Source organism: Aequorivita sp. Q41 (assembly GCF_039831855.1).
GTDB lineage: Bacteria > Bacteroidota > Bacteroidia > Flavobacteriales > Flavobacteriaceae > Aequorivita.
Map to the genome: position 1 here is coordinate 151,572 of NZ_JBDPMS010000002.1, position 16,642 is coordinate 168,213.

The following is a 16,642-nucleotide window of genomic DNA, read 5'->3' on the forward strand; positions in this document are numbered from 1 at the left end:
GTATGTTAAGTATTTAATTTCTTGATTTTATATTTTTTTCACAAAGCGTAATGATTTCTGAAATACGTTTTGCTCTTGTGTCTTCCCGCTTTGCTTGATAGAGCCAATAAAGATAGCTTTTACGACTACTTGGCGGGAATTTTTTATAATTTGAATATGCTAGTGGATTTCCTTGAAAACTTTTTTGAAGATCTTTAGGAATGATTAGGTTTTCAACAGCGTCTAAAGCAGTCCAACTCCCATTTTTTTTAGCTTCTAAAACGATTTTCTTTCCACTTTCATGAAGAAGTCCGTTCTTTTCTAATTCCTTTAAATACGATTTGTTTAAGGCGCTCCAAACACTTTTTGGGTTGCGTTTACAAAAATATTGGCGTCTTTTTCCAGCTCCTAAGCTTTTTACAGTGCTGTCTATCCAGCCATAGCATAAAGCTACTTTTACAGCCTCCTCCCAACGCATTGTTGGGGTTCCTGTTTCTAGTTTATAAAATATTAAATAAATGCCTTTTGGAAACGTATCGTGATTTTCGTGTAACCAATTTCGCCATTGTGAATCGTCTTCAAAATATAGTTCTGGTTTTTCATCCATTACTTTAGTTTTTCAGAATTTACATAAAAATCTTTTTTAATTTCCACTGTTTCTATCCCTGATGAAAATTCTTTGGTTTTCCATTCTGCACTTGGGTAAATCCATTCTTCAATGCCATTTATCTCAGCAATAATAGGCATTTCAAAGTTTTTTATGGTATTTATATAGCGAAACTTCAAAGTGTTTTCATTAAACGAATATTCAATTTTTGGAACTTCTGTGGTTCGTAAATACTGATCCCAGAATTCAGTTAATTCTAACCCGCTTTTCTTGCTTATATAATTTTCAACTTGCTTGCTGCTAATAGTTTGATGGTAAAAATCTTCATTGAGACCACGAAGAATTTGGCGCCATTTTTCATCATTTTGTATCAGCTGCCGAATTGTATGAAGTATATTCGCTCCTTTATAATACATATCGCTACTTCCTTGATTATTGACATTGTATTTACCAATAATTGGGCGGTCGTTCAAAATATTTTTTCGAATACCAATTACATATTCCGAAGAAGCTTTTTTTCCGAAGAAATAATCCAAATACAGATTTTCTGAATAAGAGGTAAACCCTTCGTGAATCCACATATCTGCCACATCATTATTGGTAATATTATTTGCAAACCATTCGTGTCCACTTTCATGAATAATTATAAAATCGAACTTTAAACCCCAACCAGTTCTTGAAAGATCACGCCCCAAATATCCGTTTTCAAACTTGTTGCCATAGGTAACACTACTTTGATGTTCCATTCCTAAATACGGTGCCTCAACGAGCTTGTAGCCGTCTTCATAAAAAGGGTAGGGGCCAAACCAATGTTCAAAAGCTTCCATAGTCATTACCGCTTGTTTAAACTGAATTTTAGCTTTTGCTTCATTTTCACGGAGTACATAATAATCCATATTCAGCATTCCTTTTTCCCCTTTGTACTTTTCACTCCAATGTACATAATCGCCAATATTGATGTTCACACCGTACGCATTTATTGGGTTTACAACTTCCCAAACCCAGGTTTTTGTTGTTTCATTTTCAATAACTTCTTTTAGTCGTCCATTGCTAACATCCATAAGGTGCTTTGGTGCTGTTATAGAAATCGTAATGCCTTTATCGGGCTCATCTGAAGGGTGATCTTTTAATGGCCACCAAACACTAGAACCAATGCCTTCGTTTGCGGTTGCTATAAAATCTTTTCCATTGCTATCTTTAGTCCAAGTAAATCCGCCATCCCACGGGGGACGCCTTGCTACAATCGGTTTTCCTGAAAAATAAATTGTTATTTTTTCATTTTTCCCTTTTTTCTGTTTTTTCTGAAGTTTTAAAAAATGCGCATCTCCATCCGAAGTGAAAGTTATTTCTTGTCCATCTTGAACCACTTTATCAATTTTCATTGGTGCTTGCAAGTCTATTTGCATTACTTGATTTGTTTCCAGTGTTTTATATGAAATGGTGTTGCTACCTTCAATGGACTTTTCGGAAGGATTAACTGAAACTTTCAAATCATAATAGCTAACATTCCACCATATTCTTTCCGGTGTTAAGCTACCGCGAAGTGTATCTGCACGGGAAAATTCTTGTGCAAAAGCAGTAAGATTTAAAAGCAAGAGAGCGGTGACTATAATTTTTTCTTTCATAATTTATAATTTATCGAAATACAGAATTTGGAAACACAACAACACTTTCATGGCCATTTTTCCCTACGGAAGCCACCCCAAAAAATGAATTATCAATTACAATTCCTTTTAATGTAAATTCAGAAACATCGCCAACGTAACGACTGTGATCCCAAGTAGGAGAGGTGGTGTCTCGCCAATAAATTTTATAGCCTGTAGCACCATCAACTTGATCCCATTTTAATTTCACTGAAGCTTCTACAACACCTCCTATTGCAACGTTTTTAGGTGCGGGCGGTGCCCAAGCAATACTAGCTAAATTAATTGCATTTACGGCGGTAAGCTTCGCAGCGTACTCAAAATTCACGAATTTTAAATTATCGCCGTATTCAATACCATTTTCCGTGCGGAGGTCTTGATGTTGCTGATTGTAATTTTCGTGTGCTTCCATGATTCTAATGCCTGCCCAACCAAGATCGTTAAAAGGACGGTGATGACCACCACGACCAAAACGATCCAGCCTATACACCATAATAGGGTTCATTTCGGGCATATACATTTTCGTGGTTTTATAAACGTAACGGGCAAGTTGACGTGAAATTCCATCTACTTCTCCACCATAAAAACGTCGCATTTGCCGTTCTTTTTCGGTTTCTGTTGGAGGAACTGGCTCGCTAAAAATTCTAAAATCACGATTGCTAATTACACCATCTACCCCTTTAATATTACCAATCATATCATTATTAAAAACGCCTATAATTTCCCAACCGTTCTTTTTTGCGAAATCGGCGAATCCTTTTCCGCCAAATAGGCCTTGTTCTTCACCACTCAATCCCAAATAAATAATACTATTTTCAAATTTGTATTTTGAGAGCACGCGTGCCGCTTCCATTGTACCAGCCATGCCACTTGCATTGTCATTGGCACCGGGAGCATCTTTTGTAAAGTCACTTCCATCACTATTTCTAGAGTCTATATCACCACTCATTATAATGTAGCGATTTGGGTATTTTGTCCCTTTTTGAATTGCCGCTACATTTACTATCCAAGTGTCTTTAGGAATGCGATTGTTCGGTTCTGCTTTTACAAAATCTTTTTGATAGAAAACATGCAAGCAAGTACTACAATCGTTAGATATTTTTTCAAATTCAGCTTTAATCCACCTGCGGGCAGCACCAATACCACGGGTATTGCTGATCGTATCACTAAATGTATTTCGAGTGCCAAAATTAGCAAGGGTAGTAATATCTGATTTAATTCTATCTGAAGAAACAGAATCGATTATAGCGTAGATTTTTTGATCAGTTTGGGAAAAGGAATGTAATGAAATTATAAAAGTAACGAAGAGTAAGATGCTTTTCATTCAAACAATTTTTTTGTTTAAAAATACCAAAAAGAAATTCAAAGCACAACATGCACCAAAAAACCTTTTTACTTGTTATGCCTTATAGAGCACTCACCTTTTTTCAGCTACAACAGCCAATTTTTTTCCATTGGGACTTATAGCCATACGGGAAATGTTTTTAATTCCATACTCTTCAAGTGAAGCAACGCGGTTCCATTCAGACATTCCTAAAGTGTCGTACAGATAAAGTTTAGACCCACTACCAACAAGAATTTGTGTGTCGTTTATCCATACATAATCCTGAATTCCTATGGGTAACTCAGTTATAAAAAAACTTTCTGAAGTTTCCATTTCTAAGAGATAGAGGTCAAGATTTCCTGCTTCATTTACTAAAGTATAGCTCATAGCATTTGTTTTGGGAACCTTTTGAAGCGATCTTCCTGCATTATAAAATAGTGTATCGGTAGTTTTTGAACTTAAATTAAGCAATACTAAATCCATTTTTTCACCATCAAGAACGGTTGCTAGCATTTTTTCGTCATTGTAAAAAGCAAAATATGCAACTTGTATATTTTCTATTGCTTTGGTAGCAATGCCTGTTTTCGAGTTATAGGTATAAAGCCTTTGTAAACCATCTTTGTCTAAACGAACTGCTGCTACATTATTAGTTGTAGGAAATTTTTGAGGGGAATATTCACTACCTGGAGTTTTTTGATTAAGCCATTTTTTAGACTTGGTATTTAAATTGTAGGTAGCAATATCAGTTTGACCCTTATTATTTCCTGCAAAATAAACTATTTCATCTGAAGCAAAAGAAGGTTGATTGTCGTAGCCGTTGTCGTTAGCTATATTATGAAGGTTTAATAATTGTAAGCCTTCATAAGCTGGAAAAACATCTAAAATATAAACTTCAGGATTTTGTTGTGCAAAAGTGAAATTGAGTGTGAAAATAATAAGTAGGAATTGGAGCTTTTTCATTGCAATTATTTTGGCTTAAAAATAACAAACTTTACGCCAAAAAACTGAAAATTTAAAAAACCCTAAAACTTTAGAGTTATTTTATGATTTATAAAACAAAGAAACCTAACAGATTTTTCTGTTAGGTCTATAAAAATTTTATTTCAGTAAATTTTATTAAAAGGGATACTGATTTTCAGCAATCACTTTTTCAGCAATAGTTTTTCTTAATTCACCAATATTTGGAGTGTTTTGGTATTTAGTAAATCGTTTTAATCCCATTAACATAGCGCGTTGTTCATCACCTTCAGAGAACGATAAAATAGCTTCTTTTGCTTTTACAGTTATAATATCTACAGCGTGGTATAAATATAATTGAGCCATTGCAATTTGTTCTTTTTGCGCCTCCGCTCCAAAACGTTTAGCATTTTTCTCAGTTCTTAATATTCCACTTTCAGCCATATAAATTTCAATTAAAATATCTGCTGCTGCCATTAATGTTTGCTGATGCTCTTCTAGCTCCGTGCCATACTTTTGAACGGCACTTCCTGCAACCATTAAAAATACTTTTTTCAATTTTGCGATCATAGCCTTTTCTTCAGAAAGTAATTCAGAATAGTCGGGGGTTTCAAAAGAAGGGATTCCCATTAATTCAGAAGCTACAGCTTGCGCAGGGTTTAAAAGATCCACGTGGCCTTTCATTGCTTTTTTTACTAGCATACCAACAGCTAGCATTCTATTTATTTCGTTTGTACCTTCATAAATACGTGCAATACGTGCATCCCGCCAAGCAGATTCCATGGGGGTGTCTGCGCTAAAGCCCATTCCGCCAAATATTTGGATTCCTTCATCGGCGCAATTTTGAATGTCTTCAGAAACGGCAACTTTTAATATTGAACACTCAATTGCATATTCCTCAACACCTTTTAATTCAGCTTCTTGATGTGAAGCGCCAGCTTGTTGCCGTAAGGTAATTCTATCTTCAATATTTTTTCCTGCACGGTAACTAGCGCTTTCACTAACATAAGCGTTTGTCGCCATTTCAGCTAACTTTAATTTTATGGCACCAAATGATGAAATTGGCACTTTAAACTGAATACGTTCGTTGGCATATTTTACGGCGCTTGAAATTACACGGCGCTGTGCATCAAGACTTGCTGCGGCAAGTTTTATCCTACCTACATTAAGCGCGTTCATAGCAATTTTAAACCCTTCCCCACGACCAGCAAGCATGTTTTCTACAGGAACTTTTGTTTCGTTAAAGAAAACCTGACGCGTAGAGGAGGAGTGAATTCCTAACTTTTTCTCTTCTTCGCCCAGTGAAATGCCATTACTAGGATCATTTTCAACAATAAACCCAGTGATGTTTTTATCGTCTTCAATTCTTGCAAAAACTATAAAAGTACTACAAAATCCAGCGTTCGAAATCCACATTTTCTGACCAGAGATGGAATAATAGGTGCCATCTTCAGAAAGAACAGCCTTTGTTTTTCCGCTGTTGGCATCGCTTCCCGCTCCAGGTTCCGTTAAAGCATACGCACCAAACCATTCGCCACTGGCAAGTTTTGGCACATATTTTTTAATTTGTTCGTCGGTTCCATAAAGTGTAATTGGCATGGTGCCAATTCCAGTATGTGCGCCAAATGCAGTTGCAATTGAACCTGTGGCTCCAGAAATATAATCGCAAACAAGCATTGTTGTTACAAAGCCCATTCCCAATCCACCATATTCCTCAGGTACAGCGACACCCAAAAGGCCAAGATCACCAGCTTTACGCATTATTTCTTCAGTAAGGGCATAATCTTTATGCTCAAATCGTTCTTTATTCGGCCAAATTTCACGGTCAACAAATTCCTTAACGGAATCACGCATCATTTTCTGTTCTTCCGAAAAATCTTCCGGAGTAAAAACATCTTCGGCCTTGGTTTCTTTTACTAAAAATTGTCCACCTCGGAGCAATTCGCTTTGTGTTTTTTCTGTATTCATTTTTTGAGATATTTAAATTTAAAAACCAAGAGTCAAGACTTTTATGCAAGTCCAGATTTGGATTCTAAAATCATTTTTTGAATTTGTTTTATTCTTTCTTCTATAAGTTTAAAATTTTCTTCTGAACTATATGATTCATTGAAAGCAATGATTAATTGCGTTTCTAATTCAAAAGACGAACCCAAACTAACTTCCAAATATTGTTTAAATGTTTATTAGTGCTTTTACTTGAACCTTCAGCAATATTTGAAGGTATGGATACAGCATATCTATTTATTTGTAAAACCAAACCGAATTTTTCAAAATCTGGAAACTTACCAATTATTTTATATGTTTCTAGAATCTTGGTTCTTACCACTATTTTAAAAATTCATAAACTCCCGCAGCTCCTTGCCCGGTTCCTACGCACATTGTTACCATTCCATATTTTCCTTGAAGGCTTCTTTTGCGCATTTCATCAAATAATTGGACAGAAAGTTTTGCGCCAGTACATCCTAGCGGATGCCCTAACGCAATGGCCCCGCCATTTACATTTACTCTTTCCTTGTCTAGGCCAAGTTCTCTTATTACAGCTAATGATTGCGAAGCAAAAGCTTCGTTTAATTCTATTAACTCTAATTGATCTTGCTTAAGTCCAGCTTGTTTTAAAGCTTTCGGAATAGCTTTTATTGGGCCAATACCCATAATTCTTGGTTCTACACCTACGGCAGTAAAACTTACCAGTCGTGCTATTGGTTCAAGGTTTAATTCTTTTACCATTTCCTCACTCATGATTACTGCAAATGCTGCACCATCACTCATTTGTGAAGAATTACCTGCGGTTACACTACCGCCATTGGCAAAAACAGGACGCAATTTTGAAAGTGCCTCTACATTGGTTCCTTTTCGAGGGCCCTCATCTTTAGTTACGGTGTACTTTTCAGAAACTTTTTTCCCAGAATCATTTACAAAAGTGTGTTCTATTTCAATGGGAACTATTTGGTCCTGAAAACGGTTTTCTTCTTGTGCTTTTAAAGCTCTCATCTGACTTGTATACGCAAATTCATCTTGGTCTTCACGCGAAACATTGTATTTCTTTGCAACGGCTTCTGCAGTTAATCCCATATTCCAGTAATAATCTTCATGGCCTTCTTTAGCCAATTTATAATCTGGCACCGGTTTGTAACCACCCATTGGAATATAGCTCATGCTTTCTGCGCCACCTGCAATAATGCAGTCTGCCATTCCACTTTGTATTTTAGCTGCAGCAATTGAAATTGTTTCCAATCCTGAGGCACAATAGCGGTTTACAGTCATTCCAGGAACATCGATAATATCTAAGCCCATTAATGAAATTAATCGGCCCATATTTAAACCCTGTTCGGCTTCAGGCATGGCATTACCTACAATTACATCGTCTATACGTTTCTTATCGAGTTGTGGTAACTCATTCATAATATATTTGATGGTTTCCGCAGCCAATTCATCAGGGCGTTTAAAGCGGAAAACTCCACGAGGCGCTTTGCCCACCGCGGTTCTGTATGCTTTTACTATATATGCTGTTTTCATGTTTTATTTAGTATTTAGATGTTAGTATTGAGAATTAAGAAAATTCATTTTTCTCAGTTTTTACTCCTCTTTACACAATTCTAATTTCTCAATGGTTTTCCTTTCTGAATCATATGTTGTAGTCTTTCTAAGGTTTTTCTTTCACCAGTAAGACTCAAAAATGCTTCTCTTTCAAGATCAAGTAAATAGTGTTCACTTACGTAACTCGCTTCGCTTAAATCGCCACCAGCCATTACGTACGCAAGCTTATTTGCAACCTTCTTGTCGTGTTCGCTTATGTATTTTCCTGCAATCATTTGGTCGGTTCCCACAAGGAACATACCTAATGCTTGTTTTCCAAGTACTTTTATATCTGTTCTAGGAATTGGTTTTGTATAGCCTTGATCTGCCATAAAACGTGCTGTAGCTTTGGCAGCGGCTATTTGTCTTGCTTCATTTACAATTACTATATCTTTTCCTTGCTGAAGTATTCCAGTATCATAAGCTTCATAAGCTGAAGTGGAAACTTTTGCCATTCCGATTGTTAAGAAGTACTCTTGCAATCTGTTTAGTTCTACATCGTCTTTTTTGAAAGTATCACTTGCGCGCATTGCCATTTCTTTTGAGCCACCGCCACCAGGAATTACTCCAACACCAAATTCAACCAAACCTATATAACTTTCAGCAGCTGCAACTACGCGATCTGCATGAAGTGTAAACTCGCAACCACCTCCCAAGGTCATTCCACGAGGCGCAACTACTACTGGAATGGAAGAGTAGCGCAGACGCATGCTGGTATCCTGAAAGTATTTTACAGCAGCATTTAGTTCTTCGTATTCTTGCTCTACCGCCATCATAAATATCATTCCAATATTGGCACCTACCGAAAAGTTTTTTCCTTGATTGGCAATAACCAAACCGTCAAAATCTTTTTCAGCAATGTCGATAGCTTTATGAATTCCGGCTAAAACATCCCCGCCAATTGAATTCATTTTACTTATAAATTCTACATTCAAAATACCATCTCCAAGATCTTCGACTACAACACCATTGTTTTTGAAAACTTCAGAAGTTTTACGAATGTTGTCGAGGATTATAAATGAATCCTGCCCAGGAACTTTTAAGTGTTTTTTCTGAGGAATATCGTAATAATAGGTGTTTCCTTCTTTAACCGTGTAAAAAGATTCTACGCCAGATGCTAGCATTTCGTTAATCCAAGAAGCAGGTTCTTTCCCTAATTCTTTAATAAGTGTTATTCCTTCTTTTACCCCAACGGCATCCCAAATTTCAAAAGGACCGTTTTCCCAACCAAAACCAGCTTTCATAGCATCGTCAATTTTGTAGAGCTCATCGGTTATTTCGGGAATTCTTTTGGAGACATATGCGAACATAGCACCGAAATTTTTTCGGTAGAATTCGCCAGCTTTATCTTCACCTTTTATAAGAATAGGGAAGCGATCGGTTACTTTATCGACCGTTTTTGTTTTTTCTAAAGTTCCAAAAGAAGCTTTTTTACTTTTTCTGTATTCTAATGATTCTAAATCTAATGAAAGAATTTCGCTACTACCGTCCTCGTTTTTCACTTTTTTATAGAACCCTTGCCCACTTTTGCTGCCCAACCATTTGTTTACCATCATGGTATCGATAAATCCTGGAATTTGAAAAATTCCATGTTCTTCATCTTCAGGAACATTTTCATGAATTCCTTTTGCAACGTGAACTAAGGTATCTAAACCGACAACATCAACCGTTCGGAAAGTAGCAGACTTAGGGCGGCCAATAACAGGGCCAGTAAGTTTATCTACTTCTTCAATAGTGAGTCCCATTTCTTTTACTTGATGAAAAAGACTTTGTATTCCGAAGATTCCAATTCTATTTCCTATAAATGCAGGGGTGTCTTTTGCAACAACAGACGTTTTCCCAAGAAATTTTTCACCGTATCCATTTAAGAAATCTAACACTTCATTTGAAGTTTTTGGTCCAGGGATAATTTCAAAAAGCTTTAAATAGCGAGGCGGGTTAAAAAAGTGTGTGCCACAGAAATGCTTCTGAAAATCATCACTTCTGCCTTCGCTCATAAATTTTATAGGAATACCTGAAGTGTTTGATGTGATTAACGTTCCCGGTTTTCTATGCTTATCAAGGTTTTCAAAAACTTGTTTTTTGATGTCTAAGCGTTCTATTACCACTTCAATAATCCAATCGGCTGTGTTCACTTTGGCAATATCGTCTTCCAAATTTCCAGTGGTAATGCGTTTTGCAAAATCTTTGTGATAGAGTGGGGCAGGGTTACTTTTTATCGCTTTTTGCAAATCACCATTTACAATACGGTTTCGCACCACTTTATCATTAAGGCTAAGTCCTTTTTTTATTTCAACATCATTCAGCTCCCGTGGCACAATATCCAGCAATAGTACTTCTACGCCAATATTGGCAAAATGACAGGCGATACCGCTTCCCATAATTCCGGAACCGATTACCGCTACTTTATTAATTCTTCTTTTTGACATATTATTTTAGTTTTCTGAATCGTATATTTTTTTTGAATTAACGAGTTCTGTGATGGTATGTGCTACTTTTTTGAATGTTTTTAAGTCTTCAGCTGTAACATTTTTTTGAACAGCTTCATCAAAACCTAAAACCACACCTTTTGAAAAGGTACGCATTTCTTTTCCAAAATCTGTTAAGTGAATTAACACGCCGCGTCCATCTTCAGGATTTGGTTTACGTTCAATCAATCCTTTTTTTTCCATAGCCTTTAAGGTTCTTGAAAGACTCGTGGCTTCCATGCCCATCTTTGGTCCAAGGGCTGTGCTGGGGGTTCCATTTTCAGGATCAATGCTTATTAACGCAAATCCTGTTGCCATAGTGCTCCCTTTTTTTCCAGCTTCCTCATTATACATTCTTGTTACGCTCATCCATGTAGAGCGAAGTATATAATCTATTGTTTTTTCTTTCATTAAAGATTAATTGAAAAAGTAGCGAACCAAATATACAAAAAATTTATTATGCATGCATAGTAAATACATGTTATTTATAATCAAATAATTTTTTTAAGCTGAAACAAACTTTAAGCCTACAATAGATATGATAAGTGTGGAAAGAAAAAACACCCGCCAGAAGGTTGCGGGTTCATTAAAATAGAAGATACCTAGTAAAACGGTGCCAACGGCACCAATACCAGTCCAAACAGCATAGGCGGTGCCGATTGGGAGTGTTTTTGTAGCTTTTATAAGTAAAAACATGCTTATAAAAAGACACGCTAAAAAACCACCAAACCATAATTTAGAATCAAGGTTGGTGGTTTCTTTAGCTTTGCCAAGACAAAATGCGAAGGCGACTTCAAAAAGGCCAGCTATAATGAGGAGGAGCCAATTCATGCTTTATTATTCATTATGCTCATAAATTTTATTGTAAAGCGCTTTGTATTTTTCCTTAATAACTTTACGCTTCATTTTCATGGTAGGCGTAAGGTGACCGCTTTCTATGCTCCAAGCATCTGGTGTTAGTTCAAACTTTTTTACTTTTTCCCATTTGCCAAAACGTTCGTTATAAAAATCTACTTCTTTTTGAATGCGTTTTAGTACGGCTTCATTTTTTACGATTTCAATTGGGTCGGAAGGAATGTCTCTGCCTTTTTTTGCGCCCCATTCTTTTATAAAATCAAAATCTGGTTGTATAAGGGCGGCAGGCATTTTTTCGCCTTCCCCAACGACCATTATTTGGTCTATAAAACGTGATTGTTTCATTGCATTTTCCAAAAGTTGTGGCGCAACATATTTTCCGCCACTGGTTTTGAACATTTCTTTTTTACGGTCTGTAATTTTAAGAAAGCCCTCTTTATCTACTTCCCCAATATCTCCAGTATGGAAATATCCATTTTTTAAAACCTCATCGGTTTGTTCTTGATTTTTATAATACCCTAACATTACTTGAGGGCCTTTTATTAAAATCTCGCCATCTTCAGCAATTTTTATTTCGGTTTCTTTTAATGCTTTGCCAACGGTACCAATTTTAAAACCATGGTCGCGCATATCGTTTACAGAAATAACAGGTGATGTTTCTGTAAGCCCGTAGCCTTCCATAACAGGAATCTGCCCTGCATTAAAAACTCTTGCTAAACGAGGTTGTAATGCTGCACTTCCAGAAGCAATTGCTTTTAGGTTTCCTCCTAAGGCTTCTCGCCATTTGCTAAAAATTAACTTATTCGCAAGTTTAAGTTGCGTTTCATACCACCAGCCATTCTGGCCGTAGGGTTCATATTTTAAACCTAGATCTATAGCCCAAAAGAACATTTTTTTCTTAATTCCAGTAAGTTCAGCTCCTTTTGCATAAATTTTATCATACACTTTTTCTAACAATCGCGGAACGGCACTCATAACCTCTGGTTGTACTTCTTTTAAGTTATCGCTAATTGTTTCTAAACTTTCAGCAAAATGAATTTCAACACCGCAATATTGATACATATATTGAAGCATACGTTCATAAATATGACACACAGGTAAAAAGCTAAGTGCTTTCGATTTTCCTAGGTCTATAGGCAATCGTTCTGCACTATATTTAGCATTTGAAGCTATATTTTTATGTGAAAGCATAACGCCTTTTGGTCTTCCGGTTGTTCCGGAGGTATAAATTAAAGTAGCTAAATCATCTTCGTGTATAGCTTCTTTTCTTTTTTCAACTTCGTCTTGATTGCTTTCATCTTTTCCTTCTTCCAGAACTTCCTTCCAGTTTATAGTTCCTTCAATTTCATCAAAGGTGTATATTTCTTTTAATGAAGGAACATTATCTTTTATTTTTTGGACTTTATCACATACTTCTTTACAAGAAACGAAACAATAAATGGCTTCACTGTGGTTAAGAACATATTCGTATTCGTCTTCAGAAATTGTAGGATAAATTGGAACTCCTTGTGCTCCAGTTTGCATAATTCCAATATCACAGATGTTCCATTCTGTGCGATTTGTCATTGAAATAATGGCAATTTTATCATTGGGTTTTACGCCTTTTTTTAATAACGCACGACTTAATGCATTACATTTATCTATATATTCCTGTGTTGAGGTCGCTTTCCATTCGCCATTATATTTGGTAACTAGCGCTTTTTGTTGCGGATACTTTTCAAATTGGTAGTATGGAAAGTCGAAGAGTCTTTTTGGATCAATCATCATTATAATATTAGTGGAAGTGAAAATAGCAAAATTATTTTATTATTTCCTTTAAAAGAAAAATGAAAAGCCTTTCTAATTATTGAAAAGCTGTGTCTTGATGGTGTTATAATAACTGTCGCTTACAGGTATTTTTTCATTAGTAAGCATTAATTCTCTATTTTTTAAGCCCGTAACTTTTTCTTTGTTAACAATGTACGACCTATGAACGCGCAAAAAAGAGGTAGGTAGTTTTGATTCCAATTTACTTAGCGATTGGTTTGCCATTATTTTTTTTCCATTTTCCAAGTAATAATTTACATATTCGCTGTTGCTTTCTATGTAAATAATATCTTGATACATTACTTTATGAAGGTCGTAACCAGATTTTATAATTATAAAGTTCGCAGTTGGCGTTTCTTGTTTGGGTAATTTTTCTACAGCGCTTAAAAACCTTTTGAAAGCAATTGGTTTTACTAAATAATCTAACGCATTAAGTTCATAGCCTTTTAAAGCATACTCAGAATAAGCTGTTGTGAAAATAATTCGTGTTTCAGTTGTATTGATAAGCTCGGCAAATTCAGTTCCTTTAATATCAGGCATTTGAATGTCTAAAAATAGTAAATCTATTTTTTCAGATTTTAATATTGAAAGCGCTTCCAAAGCATTTTCAAAAGTTGCCACACATTCTAAATATGTTATTTTGTCGATATAGTTTTTTATTAGTGTTCTTGCCAACTCTTCATCATCTATAACTACACATTTTATTTTAAGCATCTGGGTAAAGTTTTAAAACGACTTTAAAAGTAGGTTCATTCTCAATTTTTAAATCGTGTTTGTTTGGATAGGTTATTTCTAGTCGTTTTTTAGCATTTTGCAACCCTATTCCGCTGCTTTTGTCTTTGTTTATATATTCTTTAGGCAAGCTGTTTTCAACACTAAAAATCACTGTGGTGTCTACGGAATATAACTTTATAGTTACAAAAGCTTCACCGCCTTTTTCGATTCCGCTGTGCTTAAAGGCATTTTCAATAAAGATAATAAAAAGCATTGGAGCCACCATCAAATTAGTGCGTTCCAGCTGGTTTGTAAATGTTATTTTGAAAGGTTTACTGCTTCTTAACTTAAAAAGATTTATAAAGTTTTCAATATAGTGTATTTCTTTCTCGATGGGGACTTTTGGAATTTCACAATCGTAAATTACATACCGCAACATTTCAGAAAGTGAATGGATACTTTCAGGTGTTTTTTTTGAATTTGAAATAGAAAGGGCATAAATATTATTTAGGGAATTAAAGAGAAAATGTGGGTTTATCTGCATTTTCAAAAATTTAAGTTCACTCTCAATTAATGCTGTTTTTTGCATTTCTAATTGGGCCTCTTTTTTTTGACTATCCATAAACATCATTAACAAAGTACTTGTAAAGTAGGCTATTGCAAGAAGTAAAACATGAATTAAAAATGGGGAAGGGGGTTTCGGTCTGCCTGGTCCAGAAAAACCTCTAGGAGGCCCCGTCATCATAAAATGAGATGAAATATAGGCGGCACCTAGTATTAATACTACAGAAACGACTATAAAAATGAAGTATTTTTTCTGAAACAACCATTTTTCAGAAATATAATATGAAACACTAAAAATAAGCAGTGTTTGAAACAGGAAAGCACTCCAATTTACTTCTAGAAAGTGTTCATAATTTTGTTGATTTAAACCCATAATGAGCCAAACCACAAGCCATAAAGCAAGCTGTACTAATATTAATTTCCATTTTCTCATATAGCAAATTAAGCACATTTTTTTTCAATCTCTTTGCAAATGCTCCAGTTTTACTGGGGTTAGAAGATAGGTTTACGTCTTGTTAGCTGGCATTCACTTAAAACGTATACTGTTTCGCTTAAAGTTCAGAGCCAGTAATATGTTCCGGTGCGTTTTGTTTACAAATTCAATTATAATACTACGAATATAATTTTCACCTTTTTAGAGATTCTTCACAAAGGGATACATTTTCAAATAATAGATTGAACAAAAAGCCATGTTCGCTTAAAAGCAAGCTTAGTTCGCTGAAAACGTAACTTCTGCATTAATCTATACGGTACTTTTGATGTCATACTTATGAACTTTAAAAAATAAATATATGAAAAAGAGTAATTTAAAAACAGCAGTTTTGTCCTTAGTAGTTATGGTTTTTGGCCTTGCATTTTCAAATGCACAACCAAAAGGTGATAAATCAAAAAAGCCACCAACGTATAGTGAATTGTTAAAAGATTTGGATAAAAATGAAGACGGGAAGCTTTCAGAAGAAGAATTAAAGGGACCATTGAAAAATGATTTCGCTAAAATAGACACTAATGAAGATGGTTTTCTTTCAAAAGAAGAGTTTGAGGAAGCTCCGAAGCCTAAGGCAAGAGAGCGAAAAAAGAATAAATAATTTTTTTTGGTTGGTTAATTAGCAGTTTTTTAAAGAAAGTCTCCCTAGAATTTGCGAGACTTTCTTCTAAAAAACATCATTAGAAAAGTGACCTTATAGAAATTTCTATATTTCAACTAACCTACTTAAACCCCTTGTTGGTTTAAAAAAATAGGCATTACCAGAAAGTACCTTTTACCAGTAAATGGTTTCTTTAAATTCAATTTTTAATTAGTAAAAATAATATTGTAAAACCTTAAAACACATTATTAACTCCCCAGTTAAAATCGTGTATTTAATTTTAAATATAAAAATTATGAAAACAACACCAAAAACATTAATATATTCCGTAGCTTCTTTAATAGCGCTTGTTATTGTTACATTTATTTCCTGTAGCAGTGACGACTCTTCAACTACAACGGAGGAGGAAGACGAAGCGGCTGTAACTGAACTTCATGCTGCTTTTGCTGCATTTAATACTGAAGCTGTAACTATTTATTTAGATGGAGCTAATGTAGTAATTGAAACTACTGGATTGCCAAATCATGAAACCGTTTATTGGGGAGAAGGTCACGAATTATACAAAGCAGAACCCGATGTGCAGTTAACACCTTCTATTATGTCTAGCAACAATAACGCAACTACAATTACTGTGGATGCGACCCCTAATTTAAGTGGAAATACTGTTGCTACAAACTTTAATACTATTGGTATTGCTGTTAGTGGTGCTTCTATTTTTAACGACCAAGAAGGGGGAGGACCACTTGATGCTGCAGCTGCTAGCTTAGATTGGACAGGAGCTCATATTGGTCCAGGGGTATATCACTATCACTTAGAGCCTAAAGCATTTTCAGACGATGATGATAAATTAGTAGGAATTCTACTTGATGGCGTTTTTCTTTATGGAAGAAAGTGTAATGCAACAGGGACCTACCCTACAGATTTAGATGCTTCTGGAGGGCATACTACAGCTACCCAATACACAAATGGAGCTGAAGAATATCATTATCATATTATCAATGAATTGTATTCGAACACAGGTTCTTACATAGCATTTGCAGGTCCGTATCAAGGATATTAAAATT

16 protein-coding genes are annotated in these 16,642 nt (G+C 35.4%); 2 read left to right on the forward strand and 14 right to left on the reverse strand.

The features are described 5' to 3' along the window. Window positions 1-13 precede the first annotated feature (13 nt). From ABJ955_RS10160 to ABJ955_RS10225, 14 genes are all read right to left on the reverse strand, one after another. Complete coding sequence (locus tag ABJ955_RS10160) at window positions 14-586, reverse strand: YdeI/OmpD-associated family protein (protein WP_347374511.1); 573 nt, start codon at window positions 584-586, stop codon at window positions 14-16. After that, window positions 586-2,211, reverse strand: coding sequence for a M1 family metallopeptidase (locus tag ABJ955_RS10165; protein ID WP_347374512.1), 1,626 nt, complete (start codon window positions 2,209-2,211; stop codon window positions 586-588). The genes ABJ955_RS10160 and ABJ955_RS10165 overlap by 1 nt, the downstream gene beginning before the upstream one ends. Before the next feature lie 10 nt (window positions 2,212-2,221). Further along, a complete protein-coding gene (locus tag ABJ955_RS10170; RefSeq protein WP_347374513.1) occupies window positions 2,222-3,553 on the reverse strand; it encodes a M28 family metallopeptidase in 1,332 nt (443 codons plus the stop codon). Between the two features lie 93 nt (window positions 3,554-3,646). After that, window positions 3,647-4,513, reverse strand: a complete 867-nt coding sequence (locus ABJ955_RS10175; RefSeq protein WP_347374514.1) for a hypothetical protein — start codon at window positions 4,511-4,513, stop codon at window positions 3,647-3,649. A gap of 156 nt (window positions 4,514-4,669) precedes the next feature. Then, complete coding sequence (locus tag ABJ955_RS10180; protein ID WP_347374515.1) at window positions 4,670-6,478, reverse strand: acyl-CoA dehydrogenase family protein; 1,809 nt, start codon at window positions 6,476-6,478, stop codon at window positions 4,670-4,672. A 41-nt stretch (window positions 6,479-6,519) separates the two neighbouring features. Next, the gene (locus ABJ955_RS10185) at window positions 6,520-6,675 is read right to left on the reverse strand and encodes a four helix bundle protein (protein WP_347374516.1); all 156 of its coding nucleotides are present in this window, start codon (window positions 6,673-6,675) and stop codon (window positions 6,520-6,522) included. Next, window positions 6,642-6,836 carry a four helix bundle protein gene (locus tag ABJ955_RS10190; protein WP_347374517.1) on the reverse strand — a complete coding sequence of 65 codons (195 nt, stop codon included), beginning with the start codon at window positions 6,834-6,836 and terminating at the stop codon, window positions 6,642-6,644. Before ABJ955_RS10190 ends, ABJ955_RS10185 begins: the two co-directional genes overlap by 34 nt. Beyond that, window positions 6,836-8,026: an acetyl-CoA C-acyltransferase gene (locus ABJ955_RS10195; RefSeq protein WP_347374518.1), complete on the reverse strand. Its 1,191-nt coding sequence runs from the start codon at window positions 8,024-8,026 to the stop codon at window positions 6,836-6,838. Before ABJ955_RS10195 ends, ABJ955_RS10190 begins: the two co-directional genes overlap by 1 nt. Before the next feature lie 80 nt (window positions 8,027-8,106). Continuing rightward, complete coding sequence (locus tag ABJ955_RS10200) at window positions 8,107-10,515, reverse strand: 3-hydroxyacyl-CoA dehydrogenase/enoyl-CoA hydratase family protein (protein WP_347374519.1); 2,409 nt, start codon at window positions 10,513-10,515, stop codon at window positions 8,107-8,109. A gap of 6 nt (window positions 10,516-10,521) precedes the next feature. Further along, the gene (locus ABJ955_RS10205; protein WP_347374520.1) at window positions 10,522-10,965 is read right to left on the reverse strand and encodes a MarR family transcriptional regulator; all 444 of its coding nucleotides are present in this window, start codon (window positions 10,963-10,965) and stop codon (window positions 10,522-10,524) included. Between the two features lie 93 nt (window positions 10,966-11,058). After that, window positions 11,059-11,385 (reverse strand): multidrug efflux SMR transporter, encoded by a 327-nt coding sequence (locus ABJ955_RS10210; protein ID WP_347374521.1) that lies wholly within the window; start codon window positions 11,383-11,385, stop codon window positions 11,059-11,061. 6 nt (window positions 11,386-11,391) lie between these two features. After that, complete coding sequence (locus ABJ955_RS10215) at window positions 11,392-13,173, reverse strand: AMP-binding protein (RefSeq protein WP_347374806.1); 1,782 nt, start codon at window positions 13,171-13,173, stop codon at window positions 11,392-11,394. A gap of 75 nt (window positions 13,174-13,248) precedes the next feature. After that, window positions 13,249-13,929: a LytTR family DNA-binding domain-containing protein gene (locus ABJ955_RS10220; protein ID WP_347374522.1), complete on the reverse strand. Its 681-nt coding sequence runs from the start codon at window positions 13,927-13,929 to the stop codon at window positions 13,249-13,251. Beyond that, window positions 13,922-14,926, reverse strand: coding sequence for a sensor histidine kinase (locus ABJ955_RS10225; RefSeq protein ID WP_347374523.1), 1,005 nt, complete (start codon window positions 14,924-14,926; stop codon window positions 13,922-13,924). The genes ABJ955_RS10220 and ABJ955_RS10225 overlap by 8 nt, the downstream gene beginning before the upstream one ends. Window positions 14,927-15,284: 358 nt before the next feature. Between ABJ955_RS10225 and ABJ955_RS10230 the strand changes: the two genes are divergently transcribed. Together ABJ955_RS10230 and ABJ955_RS10235 are read left to right on the forward strand one after the other, a co-directional pair. Further along, window positions 15,285-15,578, forward strand: coding sequence for an EF-hand domain-containing protein (locus ABJ955_RS10230; RefSeq protein ID WP_347374524.1), 294 nt, complete (start codon window positions 15,285-15,287; stop codon window positions 15,576-15,578). Between the two features lie 295 nt (window positions 15,579-15,873). Beyond that, window positions 15,874-16,638, forward strand: a complete 765-nt coding sequence (locus ABJ955_RS10235; protein ID WP_347374525.1) for a YHYH protein — start codon at window positions 15,874-15,876, stop codon at window positions 16,636-16,638. Window positions 16,639-16,642 lie beyond the last annotated feature (4 nt).

Bases quoted from the DNA above. Each gene is read 5' to 3' on its own strand.
- ABJ955_RS10160 (WP_347374511.1), bottom strand. From the start codon at position 586: ATGGATGAAAAACCAGAACTATATTTTGAAGACGATTCACAATGGCGA.
- ABJ955_RS10165 (WP_347374512.1), bottom strand. From the start codon at position 2,211: ATGAAAGAAAAAATTATAGTCACCGCTCTCTTGCTTTTAAATCTTACT.
- ABJ955_RS10170 (WP_347374513.1), bottom strand. From the start codon at position 3,553: ATGAAAAGCATCTTACTCTTCGTTACTTTTATAATTTCATTACATTCC.
- ABJ955_RS10175 (WP_347374514.1), bottom strand. From the start codon at position 4,513: ATGAAAAAGCTCCAATTCCTACTTATTATTTTCACACTCAATTTCACT.
- ABJ955_RS10180 (WP_347374515.1), bottom strand. From the start codon at position 6,478: ATGAATACAGAAAAAACACAAAGCGAATTGCTCCGAGGTGGACAATTT.
- ABJ955_RS10195 (WP_347374518.1), bottom strand. From the start codon at position 8,026: ATGAAAACAGCATATATAGTAAAAGCATACAGAACCGCGGTGGGCAAA.
- ABJ955_RS10200 (WP_347374519.1), bottom strand. From the start codon at position 10,515: ATGTCAAAAAGAAGAATTAATAAAGTAGCGGTAATCGGTTCCGGAATT.
- ABJ955_RS10205 (WP_347374520.1), bottom strand. From the start codon at position 10,965: ATGAAAGAAAAAACAATAGATTATATACTTCGCTCTACATGGATGAGC.
- ABJ955_RS10210 (WP_347374521.1), bottom strand. From the start codon at position 11,385: ATGAATTGGCTCCTCCTCATTATAGCTGGCCTTTTTGAAGTCGCCTTC.
- ABJ955_RS10215 (WP_347374806.1), bottom strand. From the start codon at position 13,173: ATGATTGATCCAAAAAGACTCTTCGACTTTCCATACTACCAATTTGAA.
- ABJ955_RS10220 (WP_347374522.1), bottom strand. From the start codon at position 13,929: ATGCTTAAAATAAAATGTGTAGTTATAGATGATGAAGAGTTGGCAAGA.
- ABJ955_RS10225 (WP_347374523.1), bottom strand. From the start codon at position 14,926: ATGAGAAAATGGAAATTAATATTAGTACAGCTTGCTTTATGGCTTGTG.
- ABJ955_RS10230 (WP_347374524.1), top strand. From the start codon at position 15,285: ATGAAAAAGAGTAATTTAAAAACAGCAGTTTTGTCCTTAGTAGTTATG.
- ABJ955_RS10235 (WP_347374525.1), top strand. From the start codon at position 15,874: ATGAAAACAACACCAAAAACATTAATATATTCCGTAGCTTCTTTAATA.